The 22738-nt window shown below is 62.7% G+C and carries 19 protein-coding genes and 1 tRNA gene; 6 read left to right on the plus strand and 14 right to left on the minus strand.

All coding sequences use genetic code 11. The features are described from left to right. Positions 1-227: 227 nt before the first annotated feature. Positions 228-2249 (plus strand): TonB-dependent receptor domain-containing protein, encoded by a 2022-nt coding sequence (locus FN835_RS13800; RefSeq protein WP_142663815.1) that lies wholly within the window; start codon positions 228-230, stop codon positions 2247-2249. Positions 2250-2313: 64 nt separating this feature from the next. Here the strand turns inward: FN835_RS13800 and FN835_RS13805 are convergent, their stop codons facing one another. Next, positions 2314-3375, minus strand: a complete 1062-nt coding sequence (locus FN835_RS13805) for a linear amide C-N hydrolase (protein WP_142663816.1) — start codon at positions 3373-3375, stop codon at positions 2314-2316. 156 nt (positions 3376-3531) lie between these two features. Between FN835_RS13805 and FN835_RS13810 the strand changes: the two genes are divergently transcribed. After that, the gene (locus tag FN835_RS13810) at positions 3532-4314 is read left to right on the plus strand and encodes a porin family protein (protein WP_142663817.1); all 783 of its coding nucleotides are present in this window, start codon (positions 3532-3534) and stop codon (positions 4312-4314) included. Positions 4315-4360: 46 nt separating this feature from the next. Here FN835_RS13810 and FN835_RS13815 read toward each other — a convergent pair whose 3' ends face one another. The 5 genes from FN835_RS13815 to araD form a co-directional block, all read right to left on the minus strand. Beyond that, positions 4361-5425 (minus strand): Ldh family oxidoreductase, encoded by a 1065-nt coding sequence (locus FN835_RS13815; protein ID WP_142663818.1) that lies wholly within the window; start codon positions 5423-5425, stop codon positions 4361-4363. A 51-nt stretch (positions 5426-5476) separates the two neighbouring features. Further along, a complete protein-coding gene (locus FN835_RS13820; RefSeq protein ID WP_142663819.1) occupies positions 5477-6997 on the minus strand; it encodes an ABC transporter substrate-binding protein in 1521 nt (506 codons plus the stop codon). A gap of 88 nt (positions 6998-7085) precedes the next feature. Continuing rightward, a complete protein-coding gene (locus FN835_RS13825; RefSeq protein WP_142663820.1) occupies positions 7086-8000 on the minus strand; it encodes a dihydrodipicolinate synthase family protein in 915 nt (304 codons plus the stop codon). A gap of 14 nt (positions 8001-8014) precedes the next feature. Next, complete coding sequence (locus FN835_RS13830; RefSeq protein ID WP_142663821.1) at positions 8015-8728, minus strand: ribonuclease activity regulator RraA; 714 nt, start codon at positions 8726-8728, stop codon at positions 8015-8017. Positions 8729-8740: 12 nt separating this feature from the next. Then, positions 8741-10477 carry an L-arabinonate dehydratase gene (gene araD / locus FN835_RS13835; RefSeq protein WP_142663822.1) on the minus strand — a complete coding sequence of 579 codons (1737 nt, stop codon included), beginning with the start codon at positions 10475-10477 and terminating at the stop codon, positions 8741-8743. 147 nt (positions 10478-10624) lie between these two features. On the opposite strand from araD, the gene FN835_RS13840 reads away from it, so the two are divergent. Then, positions 10625-11338, plus strand: a complete 714-nt coding sequence (locus FN835_RS13840) for a GntR family transcriptional regulator (protein WP_142663823.1) — start codon at positions 10625-10627, stop codon at positions 11336-11338. Positions 11339-11349: 11 nt separating this feature from the next. On the opposite strand, the gene FN835_RS13845 is transcribed toward FN835_RS13840, so the two are convergent. The 5 genes from FN835_RS13845 to FN835_RS13865 form a co-directional block, all read right to left on the minus strand. Further along, positions 11350-12288, minus strand: a complete 939-nt coding sequence (locus FN835_RS13845; protein WP_142663824.1) for a 2-hydroxyacid dehydrogenase — start codon at positions 12286-12288, stop codon at positions 11350-11352. Next, entirely contained in the window at positions 12285-13916 is a 1632-nt protein-coding gene (locus tag FN835_RS13850) for an ABC transporter ATP-binding protein (protein ID WP_142663825.1), read from the minus strand. The genes FN835_RS13845 and FN835_RS13850 overlap by 4 nt, the downstream gene beginning before the upstream one ends. Beyond that, positions 13909-14829: an ABC transporter permease gene (locus tag FN835_RS13855; RefSeq protein ID WP_142663826.1), complete on the minus strand. Its 921-nt coding sequence runs from the start codon at positions 14827-14829 to the stop codon at positions 13909-13911. Before FN835_RS13855 ends, FN835_RS13850 begins: the two co-directional genes overlap by 8 nt. Positions 14830-14838: 9 nt before the next feature. Then, the gene (locus FN835_RS13860; RefSeq protein ID WP_142663827.1) at positions 14839-15753 is read right to left on the minus strand and encodes an ABC transporter permease; all 915 of its coding nucleotides are present in this window, start codon (positions 15751-15753) and stop codon (positions 14839-14841) included. A 157-nt stretch (positions 15754-15910) separates the two neighbouring features. Continuing rightward, entirely contained in the window at positions 15911-16744 is an 834-nt protein-coding gene (locus tag FN835_RS13865; protein ID WP_221930427.1) for a DMT family transporter, read from the minus strand. Positions 16745-16938: 194 nt separating this feature from the next. Here FN835_RS13865 and FN835_RS13870 point away from each other — a divergent pair, with 194 nt between their 5' ends. Beyond that, positions 16939-17364, plus strand: coding sequence for a DUF1801 domain-containing protein (locus tag FN835_RS13870; RefSeq protein WP_221930428.1), 426 nt, complete (start codon positions 16939-16941; stop codon positions 17362-17364). Positions 17365-17671: 307 nt separating this feature from the next. Here FN835_RS13870 and FN835_RS13875 read toward each other — a convergent pair. From FN835_RS13875 to FN835_RS13885, 3 genes are all read right to left on the minus strand, one after another. Then, positions 17672-17761: transfer RNA gene (locus FN835_RS13875), tRNA-Ser, on the minus strand. Positions 17762-17899: 138 nt separating this feature from the next. After that, complete coding sequence (locus FN835_RS13880) at positions 17900-19612, minus strand: glycosyltransferase family protein (protein ID WP_142663830.1); 1713 nt, start codon at positions 19610-19612, stop codon at positions 17900-17902. Positions 19613-19706: 94 nt separating this feature from the next. Next, positions 19707-20651: a ring-cleaving dioxygenase gene (locus FN835_RS13885; protein WP_142663831.1), complete on the minus strand. Its 945-nt coding sequence runs from the start codon at positions 20649-20651 to the stop codon at positions 19707-19709. An 83-nt stretch (positions 20652-20734) separates the two neighbouring features. On the opposite strand from FN835_RS13885, the gene FN835_RS13890 reads away from it, so the two are divergent. Further along, a complete protein-coding gene (locus tag FN835_RS13890) occupies positions 20735-21715 on the plus strand; it encodes a LysR family transcriptional regulator (RefSeq protein WP_246098744.1) in 981 nt (326 codons plus the stop codon). Next, positions 21712-22731: an LLM class flavin-dependent oxidoreductase gene (locus FN835_RS13895; RefSeq protein ID WP_142663832.1), complete on the plus strand. Its 1020-nt coding sequence runs from the start codon at positions 21712-21714 to the stop codon at positions 22729-22731. Before FN835_RS13890 ends, FN835_RS13895 begins: the two co-directional genes overlap by 4 nt. Positions 22732-22738: the final 7 nt, after the last annotated feature.

Genomic DNA, 22738 nt, shown 5'->3' on the forward strand with positions numbered 1-22738 from the left:
GCTGCGGCTTGGACAGGATGGCCCGAGGATTAACCGCTTTTGCCCGACCCGCGCCAGCCCTTCTTGGCCGCAGCGGATCGGGCTTGTCCAATTAACAAATGCGACATTCATGCAACAATCCTTAGCATTACTGTCAACATAAAGAGAGAAATCCTGAGTAAAATACTTGTGGTCGCCGACAAGCGGTCGATAAATCGCGCGACCCATTTGGGAGACGAGGGGCAAACATGAAGAATGGAATGATTTTTGCGCTGGCCGGTGTATCCACGCTGGCGCTGGCGACCGCGCTTTCCGCGCAGGATCTGGCAACCGGGGCTGCGCCGGGCACTGTCGTGCTGTCGCCGATCACACTGATCGCCAACGGTCAGGAAAACGTCGAGGCGACCGGCGGCGTATCCGTCAGCGCCGAAGACATCGAGGCGATGCAGCCTGCCGATGTGTCCGAACTGTTCGCCCGCGACTCGGCCATCAGCGTCTCGGGCGGCGCGGGTCCGTCCAAGCGCATCCATGTTTTCGGGCTGGAGCAGTCAGCTTTGGCCGTGACCGTGGACGGTGTGCCGCAGGGTCCGACAAGCTGGCACCATACCGGCTCGAACGTGGTCGATCCGGCCTTCCTGAAAGCCGTCACGGTCGAGGCAGGTGCTGCCGCCGCAGATACGGGCTTTGGTGCTGCTGCCGGTGCGGTGCGGTATGAAACCGTGGGCGCCAAAGACCTGCTGACCGACGGTCGCACGCAGGGCGGTCGCGTCGGCCTGTCCTATGGCACGAACGGGCGCGGGCTTTCTGCCTCGTTGGCCGGTTACGGCGTCTATGGCGGCTTTGACTGGTTCGCGATGGTGCATGGCACCGACGGCAAGAACTATGAAAACGGCGACGGCTACGAAATCGCCGGGACCGAACCGGGCGCCCGCGGCGCGCTGGTCAAGCTGGGCTATGAGGCCGAGGGCCACCGCATCGAACTGGCCGTCGATCACACCGAAGATGACGGCGACCGCACCACCAAGATGAACATGGACCTGAACGCGGACAAGCTGGTCTATCCGCTGACGGTCACGCGCAATTCGGTCAGCCTCAAATACAGCTCGACCGCGCCCACCGACGCCTGGGATCCCGAGGCGATGCTATATGTCACCGAGAACAAGTATGACCGCCCGGATTATGTGCCCGGCGACATCAACGGTGACATGAAGCTGAAGAACCGCACCATCGGCGGCAAAATCCAGAACACCTATACGATGGGTCCGGGCAATATCACCTCGGGGATCGACTGGGCTTACAACGACTATGACGTGGACAATTACGGCGACACCGACCGCCGTTACTGGACCATGGAGACGATGCAGATCGGCGCGTTCGTGCAGGGTCGCTTCGAATTCGAAAACGGCATCGACCTGTCCACCGGCGCCCGCGTCGATCACCACCGCTTCACCGACTGGAACGGCGATCGGGTCAGCGACACCGGCGCCAGCGTGAACGGCGCCCTGTCCTATGAATTCGCCGAGGGCTACGAAGTCTTTGCAGGTGCCTCGCATACCTGGCTGGGCTATCGCTTTGGCGAATACGCGCTGCTGCACGCGCGCAGCTCGGACCTTTACACCGCCAGCGATTTTGAGCCTTCGACGGCGCGCAACATCAAGCTGGGCCTGAACGCCAATCAGGACAACTGGACCGGCAACCTGACCTTCTTCGACACCCGTCTGAAGAACATGGGCGAATTCATCTTCCCCGACGAAGGTTCGCCCTATCTGGGCAATGTCGATGAATATCGCAGCAAGGGTTTCACCCTTCAGGGCACCTATAGCTGGGGTTCGGGTCGCGTGGGCGGCAGCTTTACCAAGGCGGACGTGACGCAGGGCGGCGAAGATGTCATTGCTGCGGGCGGCGTCGCGGTTCCGGTCGGAAAGACGGCCACCCTGTTCGTCGATCAGGAATTCGCGCAGTACAACCTGAAGGTCGGCGGCTCTGTGGAATGGGCCGACAAGCTGAAGGGCGATTACGTGAATGGCGAGGGCGGTTTTTACGACCAAAGCTCGTATACGGTCGTGAACGTCTATGGTGAATGGCGCCCGCAGAACTACGAAAACATCGTCGTGCATCTGGGCATCGATAACCTGTTCGACCGCAATTACTACGAACGGTCCAGCTATGGCGAACGAGACGTGTTCCGCAACGGCGCGCTGGCGCGCGACATCAACCCGCTTTACGCCCCCGGCCGCACGGTCACGCTGGGCGTGAAGATGGATTTCTGATCCATCCCGCAGCCGAATGGAAAGGCCCCCGCAACGGGGGCCTTTTTCGTTCACAGGTCTTCGTTCACAGGCCCAGGAACTTGAACGGCTCGGCTTCCTTGAAATTCGCATTTGCGACGCCAGAGAACGTGTTGGTCTGGTTCGGGCCCAGATCCAGCTTCAGCACCTTTGCCCCTTCGGCAAAGTCCAGCGTGTTCAGATCGACCCAGAAGGTGTTCGGCGTCAGCGCGGATTCGAAGAAATACAGTTTGCGCTTGTGATCCGCGACCGTGCGCCAGCGGGTCGAGGAGATGTTGGGCTGATCCGGCGTATTGATCCCGAACGGAACCGAGGCATTGCGGATCACGCCAAAGACACTGGCCAGCGTCTCGACCGCGTTTTCCGTCTTGGGGATCGCGTTGACGTAAAACGACGCGCGGGCAAAACGGTCCGAGGCGCGGTTGGTGCCCGGCAGCATCACCGTGCCGCCGATCTGTTTCCAGTATTCGTTCAGCGCCAATTGTTCCTCGAAGATCGGGGAATTGGTCATCACCTGATAATCGCGGCTGTGGTGGATGACCTGCTTGCCACCGATATATTCGATGATCGCGCTGTCGCCGCTGGAATCCGAAATCGACAGATGCAGCGTGGCCAGCCGATCTTCGCCCGGCACGCTGTCGCTGACCAGCGTGAACGGCTCGGCCTCAAGCGCGGTCACCGCCTCGGCCACGGTCGCGAAATTGTCCAGCACGTATTGCGCCCAAAGCGAGATCGCGAGGCCGGGCGTCTTGCCGTCATATTGGGGATATTCCGATTCGACCAACCACAGGATATTGGCGACCAGACCGGCCTCGTTCATGCCGTCGGTGGTGGACACATCATAGCCGGTCGCAATGACGCTGCCATATTTCGCCGTCCATTCGACCGAATTCGGCCCCGCCTCGCCGGTGCGGGCAATGCCGCGCGGCAGCACCCAAAGATTGGTGCCCACGTCCAGTTTCCAATCCATCGAGCGGGCGGTGACCACCTGATCATCGGCACCCAGATAGACCAGCCGGGTGCAGGCATCCGCCACGCTGGCGGCGGCCAGGCTACCGCAAAGCAGCACTGCAGCGAACAGGGCGGGCAAAGAACGATCTGTCAGCATTCGGGAAATCCTTCACAAGGGAATCGCAAGCGAATTCTGCCGGATGCTTGTGCTTCGACGCCGAATTTCCGCCAAGACAATCCGATCGAACGCGGGCACTATGCGGGCGGGACGGTGCCGAGGCAAGCGCCTGATTTCCAAGACATGAGGGACGACATGAAAACCATGACTTTGTCCGTTCTGGGACTGGTCTTCGCGCAGGCCGCCCATGGTCAGGCGCTTTCCACGCAAACCGAAGGCTCGGACTGGGTGGTGCAGGTTTCGCCCTACCTATGGGCCACGGGGATCGAGGGTCGCGTATCCCCCTTTCGCCGCGGTCCGACCATCGGGGTCGAAAAAGACTTCTCGGACGTGATGGAGGAGTTGGAGCTGGGCGGTTTCCTGAACGTCTGGGCACGCAGGGACAAACTGGTTTTTTCCGGCGATCTGATGTTCGTCAACACCAACGACAGCAAGGCAGGCCGCCTGCCCGCGCTGCCGGGTGTGCCGCCCGGACTGCCGGTCAGCGGCGATGTCGATACCAAGGAATTCATGCTGACCCTGCAGGGCGGCTATCGCTTCTACGACACGCCCGGCCTGACCTTGGACGGGCTTGCGGGCGCGCGCTACTGGCATGTCTCGAACGAATTGACCGTGAAGGCGCTGGGGCAAAGCCGGACGTTCAAGGAAAGCTTCAGCTGGTTCGATCCGCTGGTCGGCCTGCGCGCCTTTGCGCCCATCAACGACCGCTGGTCGGTTCAGGGGCAGGCCGATATCGGCGGCTTCGGCGTCGGGTCGGACATGACCTGGTCGGTGCTGGCGACGGTGAACTATGTCGTGACCGACAGCGCCTCGATCTCGGTCGGGTATCGGGTACTGGACGTAGATTACGAAGACGACGGCCACGTCTTCGACACAAGGATGCAGGGTCCGGTCATCGGGGCGACCTGGCGGTTCTGACCGCCAGGCAGCTTGTCAGGCAGGCATCCTGTCAGGCGGACATGCTTCAGGCGGTGGCCCGTTCACGCGGCAGCGCGACGCCCAGCCGGTCGGCATGTTTCGCCATGCGGGTCAGGTCGTTATCGGCGATCGGCACGCCCTGATCCAAGGCCTGACGGCGTTTGCGCGATGCGCTGTCGCCCGGCACGCGCACGGCGCCCTTGGTCCATGGCGCGGGCGGGTTCGTGCGGCAGGCATCGGCCAGCCAGTCCGACTGTTCGGTGAATGCGCCCAGACCCGCGAAGAATTCCGGGTCGATCACCTGCACAAAGGCGCTTTGCGCCAGCGGTCCCGGCACGGCGGTATTGGCGCGGCCCTTGCCCGACAGCCCCTGCCCCAGCAAATCGACCATCAGCGCCAGACCAAAGCCCTTGTGCCCCTTCAGCGCGCCGCCAAGCGGCATCAGCGACCCCCCGCGTTCGGTGATCTCGCGCGGGTCGTCGGTGGGGGCTCCTTGGGCAGTCAGGCCCCAAGCTTCGGGATACTTCTCGCCCTGCTTGGCCAGAAGCTGGGTCATCGTGGTGGTGGTGATCGACGATGACACATCGACCAGAATCGGATCGCCCGAGGTCGGGAACCCCATGGCAATCGGGTTCGGCGTCAGCACCGGCTTCGTCCCGCCATAAGGCGCGACCCGCGCGGCGGCCGGGTTTGAGGCCGAGATCTGCACGATCAGCCCGCGATCCGTGACCTTGCGCATATAGGCCGACAGTGCGCAGGTGTGGTGACAGTTGCGAATGGCCGCACCGACGATGCCATGGGTCGCCACCCGTTCGCAGGCCTGATCCAGCGCCTGCGTCAACAGCCACGCACCGGGCAGCAGGCGGCCGTCCCAGACAAAGCCCGCGCCCTTGTCGGCCACGATGTCATAGCTGCCCTTGCCGTTCAGATTACCGCTGGCCAGTTCCTCGATATACCAGTGCATCAGTTGCAGGCCGTGGGTTTCATGGCCGATCATGTCGCCTTCGACCAGCACCTCGGCGGTGGTCGCGGCCTTGTCGGCCTCCATCCCGGCGGCGGTCAGCAGGTTCGTGGCAAAGTCCAGCAATTCGGCGCGGTCGAACAGGGGCATGGCTTATCCTTTATGGGTAAGGCGGGCCGGATTGCTCCGGCCCGGCAAGGCTTACTTGAACTTGATCTGCTGCAATTGCAGTTCCGAGTTCGTGGCGATGGTCGGCTTGAAGTCCAACCGGGGGCTGACGCGGGTAAAGCCGACCATGTGGAACATCGGGATGTCCGCGATGATGTCGGTGTTCACCTTGGCGAACAATTCCTGCCACAGCTTGGTGCGTTCGTCGCCGGTCGCAGCGGTGGCCTTGGCGATCATCTCATCCACGGTCGGATCGTTGACCATCGAGTGGATGCCTTTGGAACCCCACTTGACATAGGCGGTGAACACCGGATCGCCCGTGGCATTGTCGTGCTGGGACTGGGTCAGCGTCGGGCCAGCATCCGCGACGAATGGCGACACGAAATAGTTGTTCCAGACCGACACGTCATACATGTCCAGCTTCACGTTCAGGCCCACATCCTGCAGCATGGCCATGATCGCTTCCATCGTCTCGGTCGCGTTCGGATATTGGCCGGTGCGCCCGATGATGCGGATCTGCGTATCGACAGGCACGCCGTCGGCCTTGGCTTCCTCGATCAGTTCCTTGGCGCGGTCCGGGTCATAGGGCCAGACCGGAATGTCGGGGTTGTAGCCGATGGTCGTCGGCACGACCAGATGCGTGGCGATCTGCGCATCCGCCGGGAACAGCGTGCCCAGCATCGCCTCGCGGTCGATGGCAAGGTTCATCGCCTCGCGCACGCGCTTGTCGTTCATCGGCGCCACGCGGGTGTCGATGCGCAGCGACGTGGTTTCCGAGTTCGGATAGCTGAAATCCGTTTCCGGGTTCGTCGCATCCTGCATCGCGACGGACGGCACAATATCCGCCTCTCCGGTCTGGACCATGGCGGCGGCGACAGCGCTGTCGGATCGGAACAGATAGGTGGCCTTTTCGACCTGCGGCTTGTCGCCCCAGTAATCTTCGTTCCGGGTCAGGGTGATCGACTGACCGGTCTGCCAGTCGGAAAAGACATAAGGCCCGGTCCCGATGGGCTTGCGGGTATATTCGTCGGGATTGGTCGCCTCGGCCGACATCACCGGCATGACGGTCATCAGCAGGGGCAGGATCGGCTGGGGAGGATTGGTGGTGATGCGGATGGTGTTGTCGTCGGGGATTTCAAAGCTGAATTCGGTATTGCCGAAATACTTGCCGCCGACTTCGCAGCTGAACTTGTCGCTTTTGTTCCGTTCCAGCGTGAACTGAACGTCCTTGGCGGTAAAGGGTTTGCCGTCATGCCATTTCACGCCGGGGCGCAGCTTGAATTCCCATGTGTCGTCATCGACTTGGCTCCATTCGGTCGCCAGACGCGGCTTCAACCCGCCGTTCACATAGTCGAATTCGATCATCATCTCGTTCACGTTTTCCGAGATGACGCGCCCCACATCCTGACGCGCGGCCATGCAGGGTTCCACCATGTCGACCGCTTCGGCCAGAACGATGGTGACGTTCTTGTTGGCATCCTGTGCAAAGGCCGGGGCGATCCCCAAAGCAAGGATGGTGGTGGAAAGACAGGCGGCTGCCTTGCGCAGATACATCTTCGATTTCCTCCCTATGCGCTGTCGCGCGGTTTTTCTGGCGATGCCCCCCGCTCCTCCGGGGGGCTGGCTGGCCCGCATTCGCGGATCAGCCGTTGGTCAGTTCGGCAGCCAGCAGACCCTGCGATGACAGGAAGCTCTGCATCTTGGCGGCTTGCGCCGGTGTCAGCGGCCATGCCGCCGGGGGCCGGGTCGGGCCGCAATCCTGACCCATGGCCGCAAGGGCCGCCTTGACGCCGGTGACGTTGGTGCCGTTCATTTCCTCGGCCCGGATTTCCTCGAACGGGGCCATGTCGGCGATAAGCGCGCGGGCGCGGGCGTAATCCCCGCCCTCCAGCGCCGCATGGATCGCCAGCGAACGTTCCGGCCAGATGTTGATCAGCCCCGAGGTAAAGCCCCGCGCCCCCACTGCATAAAGCGCGGGTGCCCAGACCTCGGCCAGACCGCCGACCCAGATGATTGACGGATCGCAAGCAGAAATGGCGTCGGCCAGCTTCAAGGGGTTGGGCGTGGCCCATTTCACGCCGATGACACCCGGCACGGCGCACAGATCGGCAATCGCACGGGTGCCGATGGCGTCGTTGCGCAGATACAGCATCAGGGGCAGGCCGTCGCCCGCATCGGACACGCGCTTGAGATATTCCACAACGCCGCGCGGCGACACGAACGGGTCCGGCGGCTGATGCACCATCAGACCCGCCGCGCCTGCCTTGGCCGCCGAGGCAGCCAGACGGCAGGCGTCGTTCACCGAACGCCCCACGCCCGCCAGGACCGGCGCGCGGCCCGCAACCATCTGGCAGACCTCATGGGCCATCGCCTCGGCCTCATCCACGGTCAGGGCGTAGAATTCGCCGGTATTGCCGTTCACCACCGGAATATGCAGGCCCGCGGTCAGGGCACGGTCGATGATCGGTTGCAGCAGCTTGGGTGCCAGACGGTCATTGCCGTCAAAAGGCGTCACCAGAATGCCCGAGATACCAGTCAGGGCGGATTGCAAGGTCATAGTCGCCTCCTGCTTTATCGGCCCGTGCGGGCGCGCCATTCGTCGTATTTCTGCTGGTTTTCCTCTTTGGTGCAGGGATAAAGGCCAATGATGGCCGCGCCGCCCTGCACCTGCTCCAGCACGAAATCCTCGAATGATTCCATGCCGGTGCATTCATCGGCGATCTCATCGGCCAGATGCGCCGGGATGACCATCACGCCGTCCTTGTCGCCGACCATGATGTCGCCCGGAAACACGGCCGCATCGCCGCAACTGATGGGCACGTCGATGTCCAGCGCCTCGTGCAGGGTCAGGTTGGTCGGCGCGCTGGATTTCGCGAAATAGGCAGGCATGTCCAGCTTGCCTATGCCTTCGGCATCGCGCATCCCGGCATCCGTTACCACGCCCGCCGCCCCGCGCAGGGCCAGCCGCGTGATCAGGATCGACCCCGCCGTGGCGGCGCGGGCATCCTTGCGCCCGTCCATCACCAGCACATGGCCGGGCGGGCAGGTTTCCACCGCCACGCGCTGCGGGTGGTCGGGATTGCGAAACACGGTGATCGGGTTACGATCCTCGCGCGCGGGGATATAGCGCAGGGTAAAGGCCGGCCCGACCATGTTTTCATCCTTGGGCGCGACCGGAATGACGCCCTGAATGAACTGGTTGCGCAGGCCGCGCTTGTAAAGCGCCGTGGCGATGGACGCCGTGGAAACCTTTTTCAGCTTGGCGCGGGTTTCGTCGGAAAGCATGTGCTGGCCCCTTTAGTTGATCACCGGCTCGTCCACCGGACGGCCATAATCGGTTTTCAGGAAATCGAAGTCGCAGCCCTTGTCGGCCTGTTCGATATGCTTGCTGAACATGTAGCCGTAACCGCGTTCGTATTTGCGTTCCGGCTCGGCCCAGGCGGCGCGGCGCTCGGCCAGTTCGGCATCGGGGACCAGCATGTTCAGGCTGCGGTTCGGGATGTCCAGTTCCACCATGTCGCCGGTCTTCAGCAGGGCCAGCGGCCCGCCCACGAATGCCTCGGGCGAGACGTGCAGCACACATGCCCCGAAGCTGGTTCCCGACATCCGCGCGTCCGAGATGCGAACCATGTCGCGCAGGCCCAGCTTCAGCAGCGCCTTGGGCATCGGGATCATGCCCCATTCCGGCATCCCCGGCCCGCCCTGCGGACCCGCATTGCGCAGGACCAGCACCGTGTCGGGGGTCAGCGGATAGTCCGGGTCGTCGATGATCTTCTTCATCTCGGGGTAGCTGTCGGCAACCAGCGCGGGGCCGGTATGCTTATGGAATTTCGGATCGCAGGCGGCGGGCTTGATGACCGCGCCATCGGGGCAAAGATTGCCCTTCAGCACCGCCAGCGAGCCTTCGTGATAGACCGGGTTTGACAGCGGACGGATCACGTCCTCGTTCCAGATCTTCACATCCTCAAGACCGTCGGTCAGCGATTTCCCCGTCACGGTGATCGCGCTGGAATCCAGCTTGTCGCCCAATTGCTTCATCAGCGCGCGGATACCGCCTGCATAGAAGAAATCCTCCATCAGATAGGCCGTGCCCGAGGGACGGATATTGGCGATGACGGGCGTGGTGCGGCCGATGCGGTCCAGATCGTCCAGTTCCAGCGGCACGCCCGCGCGGCGGGCCATGGCGATCAGATGGATGATCGCATTGGTCGAACAGCCCGTGGCCATGGCGACCGTCACGGCGTTTTTCACGGAAACCGGGGTGATGATCTTTTCGGGGGTCAGATCCTCCCACACCATCTCGACCACGCGGCGCCCGCAGGCCGCCGACATGCGCTGGTGGTTGGCATCCGCCGCCGGGATCGACGATGCGCCGGGCAAAGTCAGGCCCATGCCTTCGGCGATCGCGGTCATGGTGGATGCCGTGCCCATCGTCATGCAATGGCCATAGGATCGGGCGATGCCGCCTTCGATGCCCTGCCATTCTTCCTTGCTGATCGTTCCGGCGCGGCGTTCGTCCCAGTATTTGAATCCGTCGGTCCCCGAGCCAAGGTATTTTCCGGCATAGTTCCCGCGCAGCATCGGACCGGCGGGCAGGAAAATGAATGGCAGCCCCATGCTGACCGCGCCCATGACCAGTGCGGGCGTCGTCTTGTCGCAGCCGCCCATCAGCACCGCCCCGTCGATGGGATGCGAGCGCAGCAGCTCCTCGGTCTCCATCGCCAGCATGTTGCGGTAAAGCATGGTGGTCGGCTTGACGAAGTTTTCCGACAGTGACAGCGCGGGCAGTTCCATCGGGAAGCCGCCAGCCTGCAGGATGCCGCGTTTCACCCATTCCACGCGGTCCTTGAAATGCATGTGGCAGGGCTGCGCTTCGGACCATGTGTTGATGATCGCGATAATCGGCTTGCCCTGCCAATCCTCGGGTGCGTAGCCCATTTGCATCGTGCGCGAGCGGTGGCCGAAGCTGCGTTGATCGTCAGGCAGCATCCAGCGCGCCGAACGAAGTTCTTCGTAAGTCTTCTTGGCGACCATTTTTCCTCCTTCCCGCGCCAGAATCGGCTTTGGCGCGGCCCTCATTCATACTAATATTTTAGTGCATCACTTATATCAACTACTATATTTGTATCGTTGTGCCCGCCCCCGCCGAGGACTAGAATCGGGATCAAGAAGGAAATGATGATGAACAGCTCGCTCGCCTCGTCTTTTGGTTTGCCCGAACCGTTGATGCCCAACACGACCGGGGCCACGGTCCAGCGTGTCTATGACGATCTGCGTCGCCGCATCATTTCGCTGCAACTGCCCCCCGACACCACCTTGTCGCGGGCCGAACTGACCGAGACATATGAGGTCAGCCAGACCCCCTTGCGCGAAGCCATGCAGCTTTTGAAACAAGAGGGGCTGGTCCGCATCTATCCGCAGTCCAAGACCGTCGTGACCCGCATCGACGTGCCGCAGATCCACGAAGCGCATTTCCTGCGCGTCGCGTTGGAGACCGAGGTGGTGCGGCGACTTGCCAGCATGGACAACGCATCGCTGGTCACGCGCGCGCGCTCGATCATTCGGATGCAAGAGGCGGTGGCCGACGATCCCGAACAGCTGGCCGTATTCCAGGAACTGGATGAACTGTTCCATCAGACGCTGTTTGCGGGCGTCAGTCGCAGCGGGCTTCACATGCTGGTGCGCGAACGTTCCGGGCATCTGGACCGCATCCGCCGCTTGCATTTGCCGGAAAAAGGCAAGGCTGCGGGAACCATCGCGGGCCATGTGGCCATCATCGACGCGCTGGCCGACCGATCACCGCAAGGCGCGGTCGATGCCATGCGCGACCACCTGAGCCGGACAATATCGAAGGTCGAGGATCTGCGGCAGATCCATCCGGGCTACTTCGCCTGAAAGCGCCCCGGTCAGTTGACCGGGGTCAGCAATGGCCGGCCCGCATAGAAGGCCGCGATATTGTCCAGCGCCAGTTGCGCCATGCGATCGCGGGTTTCCACGGTGCCGCTGGCGTGATGGGGATAGAACACCGCATTCGGCAGCGCCGTCAGCGCCGGGTCGGGGTTGGGCTCATTCAGGTAGACGTCCAGCCCCGCCGATGCCAGCCGCCCGTCACGCAAAGCCGCGATCAGCGCTGCCTCATCCGTGACCGATCCGCGCGCCACGCTGACCAGCGTGCCTTGCGGCCCAAGCGCCTTGATCACCTGCGCCGAGATCAGCCCTTCGGTGTCCGGCCCGCCGGGGGTCGCGACGATCAGGATGTCAGCCCAATCGGCCAGCGCGGTCAGATCGTCATAGAACGCATAATCCACCGGCTTCCTGCTGCGCCCGAAATAGCCGATCTGATGCCCCAGCGCCGTGCAGCGCGTGGCGATGGCGCGTCCGATATTGCCCAGACCGACGATCCCCGTCCGCTTGGCATGGGTCGAAGCGGTCAGGGGAAACATCCCCTGCCGCCCCCAGTCGCCGGAACGGACATAGGCATCGGCCTGCACGAATTGCCGCCTTGCCGCCAGCATCAGCAGGATCGCCATATTCGCCACATCCTCGACCAGCGCGTCCGAGGTATTCGTCAGCTTGATACCGCGCCGGGTCATCTCGGGCAGGTCCATCGGCTCATACCCGGCGCTGGAACAGGCGACCAGTTCCAGCGCGGGCAGACGATCAAGCAGCGGCTTGTCCACGTGGTAATGGCCGTTCACCACCATCGCGCGGCAGACCGGCCCCGCCTGCACCAGCAGCGCATCAGGGTCGGCGGCCAGATCAAGGCGGTGCAGGGTGTAGTTTTCCTCAAGCGCGTTCATCTGCGCGGGACGCAGGGGAACGGCGACCAGAACGTCGGGCTTCATGCGGGGATCAGTCCTTCTTCCTGTCTGGCGGTGCGGCGGGCGGCCTGCACCTGCGGATCGGGGTCAAGGCTCGCGGCCAGTAGCGCGCGGGTATAGGGCTCGCGCGGGTCTTCGAAGATTTGCCGGACCGAACCTTCCTCGACGATCTGGCCCGCCTTCATGACGATGACGCGATCCGCGAAATCGCGCACCACCGGCAGGTCATGGGCGATGAACAGATAGGACAGCCCGAATTCGCGCCGCAACCCGTCCAGCAGCTCGATCACCTGCGCCTGAATGGACACGTCCAGCGCCGAGACCGCCTCGTCGCAGACGATCAGCTTCGGCTCCATCGCCAAGGCCCGCGCAATCGCGATCCGCTGCCGCTGCCCGCCCGAGAACTGGTGCGGATAGCGGCCTGCCATATCGGCGCGCAGGCCCACCTTGACCAGCAGTTCCGCCACCCGGTCGCGCCACTGATTTTTCGGCAGGATTTCTGGATGGATCACCCATGCCTCGGAAATCAGCTGATAGACGGTCATGCGCGGGTTCAGCGATTGCGTCGGGTCCTGGAACACCATCTGCAGGTCGCGACGACAGCCGAACAATTCGCGCGGGGTCATCGCCATCAGGTCGCGGCCCTGATACATCACCCGGCCCGCATCTGGATCGTCCAGCCGCAGGATCGCGCGGGCCAGCGTGGATTTGCCACTGCCGGATTCGCCGACCACCGCCACGGTTTCACCCGGCATGATCGTCAGGTTCACGCCTTTCAGCGCATGAAAGCCGCCGTAATGCTTTTGCAGGTTCTGCGCCAGCAGCAGGGGCTGACCCGAACGGTCGCGTTCCTCGGGCATCGCGCCCTTGCCGGGGGCCGCGTCGATCAGCTTGCGGGTATAGGGGTGCTGCGGATTGGCATAGACCGCCGCAGCATCGCCGGTTTCCACGATGCAGCCGCCATTCATCACCACCACGCGGTCGGCGATTTCTGCGACCACGCCCAGATCGTGGGTAATCAGCAACAGGCCCATGCCGGTTTCCTGCTGCAATTCCTGCAACAGCTCCAGCACCTGCGCCTGCACGGTCACGTCCAGCGCGGTTGTAGGTTCATCCGCGATCAGGATGTCGGGCTTGCAGGCCAATGCCATGGCGATCATCAGGCGCTGCCGCTGTCCGCCGGAAAACTGGTGCGGATATTTCCGCATCGCAACCTCGGGTTCCGGCACGCCGACGCGGCGCAGCAGTTCCAGCGCGCGGGCATCGGCCTTGGCGCGTGCTCCGCCATGGGTCGTCACCATCTCGGCGATCTGCCAGCCGACGGTATAGACCGGGTTCAGGTGCGCCAGCGGATCCTGAAAGATCATCGCGATCTTGGCCCCGTTGACGCGGCGGCGTTCTTCGGCGGTCATCGACAGCATGTCGCGACCGTTCAGCAGGATCGTGCCCGATGTGATCTTGCCCGGCGGCATGTCGATCAGGTTCATCACGGCAGATGCCGACACGGATTTCCCCGAGCCCGACTCGCCCAGGATCGCCAGCGTCTCGCCCCGGTCCAGATGCCAGCTGACATTTTGGACCGCCTTCACCGTGCCCGCGACGGTGTGGAATTCGACCGACAGGTCGCGGACTTCCAACAGGTGATCAGCCATTCTTGCGTCCCCCCATTTCAAGGCGCCAGCGTTGCGTCGGGTCCAGCGCAATGCGCAGCCAGTTCGACAGCAGGTTCAGCGAAAGCGTCGTCAGGATGATCGCCAGACCGGGCCAGAAGGACAGCCACCAGGCGTTCGTCAGATAGGGCCGGCCCTGCGACACCATCAGACCCCAGGTGATGTCGGGTGCCTGAATACCGATGCCAAGAAAGGACAGCGAGGATTCGGCCAGCATCACGAAGGCGAAATCCAGCGTGGCGATGGTCACCAGCGTCGGGAACACCACGGGCAGGATGTGGCGGAACACGATGCGCTTGTGCGACGCGCCCATGACTTTGGCGGCTTGCACGAACATGCGTTCGCGGACCTCCAGCGTCTCGGCGCGGGTGGTGCGCAGATAGATCGGGATGCGCGTGATCGCCAGCACCAGCACGATATTGGCGATCGACGGCTCCAGCATATACAGCACGATCACCGCCAGCAGCAGCGACGGGAACGACATGATGACGTCGCCCAGCCGCATGATCCACTGGGCCGAGCGTTTGCGCGAATAGCCCGCGACCAGCCCCAACCCGCAGCCGATGATGGCCGAGAAGAACACCGCCCCCGCGGCCACCATCAGCGTGTTTTGCGCCGCCACGATGATCCGCGCCAGCAGCGGCCGCCCCAGCGCATCCGCGCCAAGGAAGAAGACCCAGCCACGTTCCAGATCGAAAGGCGCGGCATTGCGTCCGCGCAGGTTTTGCTTGGTCGCCAGATCGCCCAGCAGCATCGGGCCGAATATTGCGCATAGCACGGCGATCAGCAGGAAAAGCGCGGCGAAGAAGGCGAACTTGTCGGCCCACAGCATGGCCAGCCATTGCGCGGCGCGGCCCTTGGGCTTGGGTTCAGATATGGTTCGAGTGTCTGTCATGCTCATCGCTCAATACCGGATGCGGGGATCGAGGATCGCGTAAGCAATGTCGATCAGCAGGTTCATCAGAAAGATCGCCAGCGCCGAAACCATGATCGCGGCCAGCACCACGGCGAAATCCCGCAAAAGGATGCTGTCGATCATCAGCTTGCCGATGCCGGGAAAGCCGAAGATCGTTTCGATCACCACGGCGCCGTTCAGGATGGCGGCGGCCTGATCGCCGATCACGGTGATGACTGGCAGCATGGCGTTGCGCAGCCCGTGGACAAAGATGATGGGCCGGGTCCGCACGCCCTTGGCACGGGCGGTCTTGACATAGGCCGAACCCAACACGGTGATCATTGAGCCGCGCACGACCTGCAGGATCAGGCCAAAGGGGCGGATGAACAGCACGGCAACCGGCAGGATCCAGTGCCAGACGCTGCCCGTGCCCGATGTGGGCAGCCAGTGCAGGTTCACCGCGAAGACGACGATCGCGACGATCGCAATCCAGAAATCCGGGGCGGATGCACCAACCAGCGAAAAGAAGGTGGCGATGCGGTCGAAGACGCCCCCAACCTTGAATGCCGCAAGCGAGCCGATGACGATGGCCGCGGCTGTCACCAGGCTCATGGTGATGACGGCCAGCGTCAGCGTCCAGCCGAATGCCTCAAGCACGACATCCATCGCGGGGCGGGCCTGCCGGATGGAATCGCCGAAATTCCCCTGCAGCAGATCGCCGACATAGCGCCCGAACTGCACGATCAGCGGATCGTTGAAGCCGTGGAGTTCGCGAAACTGGTCGCGCATCTCGGTCGTGGCGTCCAGCGGCAGGTAAAGGTTCGTCGGATCGCCCGTAAGTCGCGACAGGAAAAACACAAGGATCACCAGCCCCACCAGCGACACCGCGCTGGCCAAAGCCCGTTTTCCGATGAATGAGTTCATAAGCCCACCCCCCTCCCTTGGGTTTTTGACGGTGGCGCGGGCCGCCGTCCGGGTTCTGTGCCGTTTTGCCCGGCAGGCTCCTCAACCCGTCAGGCATCCATGCGAATCATCGCATCCATAATTGATATATTAGTGCATCTAGGATTTTTGTGAACCGCTATTCTTTGTGCTCACGCGACCAGCGCAGACCGCGTGCGGTCAACAGGGCGGATGCAAAGATCACGGCAGCCCCGATCCATGTCGCCGCAGGCGCGATTTCGCCAAAGAAAAGAAAGGCCAGAACTGCCACGATCGGCAAGCGAAGGAAATCCAATGGTGCCAGAAATGACGCATCGGCCATCGAAAACGCCCGTGTGATCAGCGTCATGTTCATCGCACCAAGGAAACCTTGCAAAGCCAGCAACCCAAGCTGTGCGGGCGTGGGCGTTTGCCAGACCGGCAAAGCGACCAGCAGCCCAAGCGGAACCATGCTTAACAAATTCCACGCGACAAGCTGATCGGTCGTGTCGCGCTGCGCCATCTTGCGCAGGATCAATTGGATCGTCGCCGTCAGGATCGCGCCCGCCAGCGCAAACAGCAGCCACGGATCGAAGGCAGTTGCGCCGGGACGGATGATGATCGTGATGCCGATGAAACCGGCCAGCACAGCCAGCAAACGCTCGGCCCCGATGCGTTCGCGCAGGAACAGCCACGCGCCCAACGTCAGAAAGATCGGCATGGTGAAATTGATCGCCGTCGCATCAGCCAAGGGCGCATGGGCAAAAGCCACGAACAGCGTCACCAGCGATGCCAGCTTCAGCGCCGCACGCAGCACATGCATCCAGCGATAGGACGAGGCGCGCAGATCGACCCGCCCCACGATCCAGGGCAGCACCGCAATCAACCCGAACAATGCGCGGAAAAAGCCGATGATCAGCGGATGCACCCCGCCCGCCAGACTGCGCACGATCACCGCGTCCAGCCCGGCCAGCAGCGTGGCGCCAATCATCATGGCGACCGCGATCCCTTTGCGTTGATCGGCTCCACCCATCGACACGGCCCCCCTCATGTCCCCGGCGCTGCATGTGTAAGCGGCGTGGACCAACCAAGTCCATAACTGAAATACAAGAATATCAGAATCCCTGCATCTGCGTTTCGTAACCAGCCCGTGCTAGGCTGCCCGCAATTGCCATGCAGGAGACGCGGATGACCAAGAACACCGACGCATCCCAACCGAAGCTGCTATCCGGCGGCAACCCGCAGATCCCCAAGGGTGACGGCGACGGCCCGGTGCAGGCCTATATCGCCGCCATGCCCGGCTGGAAAAGCCCGGTCGGCGCAAGGCTTGATGCCTTGATCGCAAGCACCGTTCCGGGCGTGCGCAAGGCGGTCAAGTGGAACTCACCGCTATACGGCGTCGAGGGGCAGGGCTTTTTTCTTGGCGTCCATTGCTTTGCGAAATACATCAAGCTGGCGTTCTTCAAGGGCAGCGCACTTGATCCCAAGCCTCCGGTCGCGTCGAAAGATGAAAATACGCGCTATTTCCACATCCACGAGAATGAAGAATTCGACGAGGCGCAGCTTGCAAGCTGGATCAAGCAGGCCGCAGCGATACCGGGCTGGATGACCTGATTAGCCGGGGACCATTAAGCTGCACGGCATCCAGGACGTTCCTGCCGCAGCAAGACGGGCGACAAGACCGGATGCCTTGGCCCCTTCACGTCGCCACCGACGCGTTTATGCTCGGCACGATGCGACGAATGTCCAGGCATCCAAAACAGCCCAGGATCGACCATGCCCGATCTCGGTCAGGAATGGGTGGTGATGGCCTTGCGGGTGGCAGGTTCCATAAGGCGAAACCAATGTATCGGCATTTTCGTTGGCCGTGAAAATCGCCCAAGCGAAAACGTCGGCAAAATAAGGGTAAGTGAGAGAAAGGTGGCGGAGACGAAGGGATTCGAACCCTCGAGACGGTTCCCCGTCTGCACCCTTAGCAGGGGTGTGCCTTCGACCACTCGGCCACGTCTCCGCCGCCCCGTATATGGATCGGGGGTCTAGGAAACAAGGGCTTTCTGACAAAACCATATCTTTGCGGCAACAGTCCTGTTGCGGGGTGATTTCCCTGAACTTATCGCGCCTTGTGGGCGATATGGGCGCCGGTTCGGGCCTAGTTCGCCCGCTGCATCACCAGCGAAGCAAGATCGTCGAACATCGACGCGATACCGCGGCCCGCCTGCGCGATGAACAGGGCACGCCTTTCGATGAAACCCGGATCGGCCTGCGCGGCCAGACGGGCATCGACCATCCGGCGACGGGTCGCGCCATCGGCCTGCGTCCAGTCCGAGGGCAGCAGGCATTCGTGCAAAAGCTGGGCATCACCAAGCATTGCCTCGATCTTGAAGGTATTTGACGGGATCGCGCAAACCGGACGCCCGGCGCAAAGCGCGGCAACCAGACCGTGAAAGCGGCCCGTCAACCAACCCCTTGCCGACATCAGATCGGGGGCCTGAAGCAGCCGGGGAAATGCTGTGCCGTCCTGTGCCGCGCGTGTCCTCAGCGCTGCCAGAGATCCGTATGGCATGGCATAGAAAGCGGCCTCCTGCCTTTGGGCAAAGTCCTGCAATTCATGCGATACCTGCGGCAGCACGCTGTCGATCACCGCAAGATCGTGCGGCGCATCATCAAAGCGGCCCTGTGCGTAAAACGGCGCAAACCCGGCAATCGACACATCGGCCAGATGCCTTGCGCCCAACCCCTCGGGAAGTTCGGCAAGCGAGGCGCGGTCGCGCACATAGATACGGTCGAACGCCCGCAGGCTTTGCGCGAATGACGGCGGATTGTCCTGCCAGACCGAATTCATCAGCACGACGGGAACGCCGCGTTCCTTGGCCTTTTCGCAGCACCGCAGCAACTCGGCCGCACGCGCCGCGCCGTGATGCATCGTGCCTTCGCCGTTCAGGACGATCAGCCGCGGGGCGCTGTCATGCAAAAGCTGGTCGAATGTCAGTTCGTCATTCGCCCAGCCGATTTCGTGCAGGCCCCTCGCCGCCAACCCCTGTCGGATCGCGGCGCAGGCAAAGGTCGTTCCGGCGTGAAAGCCCTGCCCCAGCCTGCCCGTATCGTTCAGCAGGATATAGCCCGGCCCAGACCCGGCGGCGGGCGGCAGATAGGCGTTCTTGCGCGGAGCCGGGGGAAAACGGACCACGGCGCGCGCAGTCGCCCATTGATGGACCACCTGCTTGCGATTGAAGCGTTCGAAAACCGTATCGACGCGCTGCGCACGATGGATGATTTCGCGCGCGATGCAATCGGCAATGGTGCTGCCGTCGAATGTTGCATCGATCCGGCGCAGCAGGTTTGCGATCATGTCGCCATGGCCGATGACATAGGCCGTCAACCCGTCAAAGATCGGAATGCGGCGCTGAACCTGACCCGGTTCACCCATGGGCGTCACAGCACGCTCGGTTTCGTAAAGTTTCAGCGTGTTGGCAAACAGGCTGGCCAGAATGGCGATCCGTGCCTCGTTCCGGTCGGGGCTGTGATCGGCGATCGTCTCGCACGCTGAAACAAGCCAGCGCGTGTCCAGCACCTCCAGCAGGAAATTGGCCTGATCGTGCCACATCGCAGTGAAGCGGCGCATGTTTTCGTCGGTATTGATGCCACGCCGGATGGCAGCGATCAAAGCGGCATGGGCGAATTTCAGGCCGCTTTGCCCGGAAAACTCGCCCCGCAGCATTTGCAGGTGATCGGCGAACGCGTCGTTGCGACCATAGGCGGCGGCATGGGGCGGGCCCAGGACGATCTCATGGCGCAGTGCCGCGAAGTCCAGCGCCGCTGCACCGTTCAGAAAGTTTTCGTCCAGCACTGGCCCGTGATCCATTCCAAGATACCCGCCGCATCATTGGCGCATATCTTCAAGGCGAGGCAAGCCCGCAAACGAAACTGGCCGCCGGTCATCCCGGCGGCCCATTTCGTCAGTCCAGCGGCTTCAGCCCCGCTTCGATCTGGTCGCGCCGACCTTCAAGAAAGGGCGGCAGCGACAAGCTTTCGCCAAGCGTTGCCAGCGGTTCGTCCACGGCAAAGCCGGGTTCGTCTGTCGCGATCTCGAACAGGTTGCCGCCCGGTTCGCGGAAGTAAAGCGAGCGGAAATAGTAGCGCTCGACCTCGCCGGAACTGGGAACGCGCATTTCTTTCAGGCGCTGCGCCCAGGCGTGGATCGTGGGCTTGTCCGGCACGCGGAATGCGACGTGATGCACCCCGCCCGCACCCTGACGTGCCACGGGCAGATCGGGCTGGACGGCGACGTGCAGTTCTGCTGACGGGCCACCCTGCCCCATCTGGAACACATGCACCGAACCGTGACCGTCCGGGCTGGCATAGTCGCGCACCTTGGTCATGTTCATCACATGGGTCAGCACCAGTTCCGTCGGCGCCAGATCAGGGACCGAAATGGTGATCGGGCCAAGACCGTGGATCTGGTGCTGCGCAGGGACAGAGCTTTTGTCCCATGCCGCCGCGACCACGCCCGGCGCGTCCTGGGTCAGGCGGAAACGCTGGCCCTCGGGGTCTTCGAAATCAAGGCTGGTGCGTCCGTCAAGGCTGCCCACCTGCCCGACCGTCAGGCCGCGATCCGCCAGCCGACCAGCCCAGAAATCAAAGCTGTCCGCGCCGATACGCAGGCCCGTGCGGCTGATCGAATGCGTCCCGCGACGTTCCCGCGCAGCAGGCCAGTCGAAAAAGGTCAGATCGGTTCCGGGTTGGGCCAGACCGTCGGCATAAAACAGGTGATAGGCCGAGGTATCGTCCTGATTGACGGTTTTCTTGACCAGCCGCAGGCCAAGCGTTTCGGTATAGAATTGCTTGTTTTCGCGGGCCTGCGCCGTGATGGCCGTCAGGTGGTGAATTCCGGTGAGCTGCATGATGCGCCTCCTTTCGTTGGGATCAATATCAGCCAGCGCAGGCGTTTCCGCCACTGGCGCAGTCCGAAACATCGCGTTCGGTTTTGCAGAACGGAATCGGGCTGGTCGCCAAGGCCCGCCCCGCCTATCCTGCGGTAATGCGATACGATCTGAACGACCTTGAAACCTTTCTGACAGTGATGGAGCTGGGCACGGTCACGGCGGCAGCCGCACGGCTGAACCTGTCGAAATCCGTGGTCAGCAAGCGCATCACCGATCTGGAAGCGACGCTGGGCGCGGCGCTGTTTCGCCGCAACGCGGGCCGCATCACCCCGACCGAGGCGGCGCTGCATCTGGCCGACCGCCTGCGTCCCGCGCTGGCCGAACTGATCGCCGCCGCCGAAAGCACCGCATGGGACATGGACGGGGTCGCGGCATTGCGCGGCAGCCTGTCGATTTCCGCCCCGATGAGCTTTGGCATCCTGCATCTTGGCCCCATCATCGCGCGTTTCGCCAAGGCCAATCCCGAACTGGAAATCAGCGTCAGCTATGACGACCGCACCCGCGATCTGGCGCGCGAAGGCATCGACATCGGCATCCGCGTCGGCAAGCTGCGCGACAAGGCCTTGATGCAAAAGAAACTATGCGAGGATGAGGCCGTTCCCTGCGCCAGCCCCGCCTATCTGGACAGGCATGGCCGCCCGCAGACGCTGAACGATCTGCGCGACCATCAGGTCATCGGCTATAGCCATGTGCCGAACAGCCGGATCTGGGAATTTCAGGACCGCGACCGTTTCATCTCGCAACCCGTCGAAAGCCGCATCTCGCTGAACAACGGCGAGGCGATCCGCGACATGGCCATCGAAGGGCTGGGCATCGCCATGCTGCCAAGTTTTATCGTCGCCCGCGAAATCGGCAATGGCCGGCTGGAACGGATATTGCCCGATTACGCCACGCGCCGTCTGCCCATCACGGCCGTCTGGCCACCCGTTACCCCGATGCCCGCCAAGCTGCGACGTTTCATCGATCACGTTGCATCGGAACTGAAAGACCCGCCCTGGCAGGTTGGAAAGGAAAAATCATGAAGAAAATCGGTTTCCTGTCATTCGGTCACTGGTCATCCGATCCGGGCTCTGCCGCGCGCAGCGCCCAGGACGTGCTGCTGCAATCCATTGATCTTGCCATCGCCGCCGAGGAGATGGGCGCGGACGGCGCCTATTTCCGGGTCCACCATTTCGCGCGTCAGCTTGGCTCCCCGTTTCCGCTGCTTTCCGCCATCGGCGCGCGCACCAAAAGCATCGAGATCGGCACGGCGGTCATCGACATGCGCTATGAAAACCCGCTGTATATGGCCGAGGATGCGGGCGCAGCCGATCTTATCTCGCAGGGGCGGTTGCAGCTTGGCATCTCGCGCGGGTCGCCCGAACAGGTGATCGATGGCTGGCGTTATTTCGGCTATCAGCCCGCCGTGGGCGAAAGCGATGCCGATATGGCCCGCCGCCATGCCGAGGTGTTCCTGAACGTCATCGAAGGCAAGGGTTTTGCCGAACCGAACCCGCGCCCGATGTTTCCCAACCCGCCGGGCCTGCTGCGCCCCGAACCGCATTCGCCGGGGCTGCGCGAACGCATCTGGTGGGGCGCATCTTCCAACGCGACGGCGAAATGGGCGGCGACGCTGGGGGTAAACCTGCAAAGTTCGACCCTGAAGGACGATGAAAACGGCAAGCCGTTTCATGTTCAGCAGGCCGAACAGATCCGCTATTTCCGCGACACATGGGCCGAAATCGGCCATGAACGCGCGCCCCGCGTGTCGGTCAGCCGCTCGATCTTTCCGCTGCTGAGCGATCAGGACCGCCGCTATTTCGGGCATGGCGGCAAGGAACAGGATCAGGTCGGCGTCATCGACAAGACCCGCGCGATCTTTGGCCGTGGCTATACCGCCGAACCCGACAAGCTGATCGACGCGCTGAAAGACGACGAAGGCATCGCCGAGGCGGATACCCTGCTGCTGACGATCCCGAACCAGCTTGGCGTGGATTACAACGCCTATCTGATCGAAGCCATCTTGAAACATGTCGCCCCCGCATTGGGCTGGCGCTAGGGAACCC

Source organism: Paracoccus laeviglucosivorans, assembly GCF_900182695.1.
In the GTDB taxonomy this organism is placed as follows: Bacteria; Pseudomonadota; Alphaproteobacteria; order Rhodobacterales; family Rhodobacteraceae; genus Paracoccus; species Paracoccus laeviglucosivorans.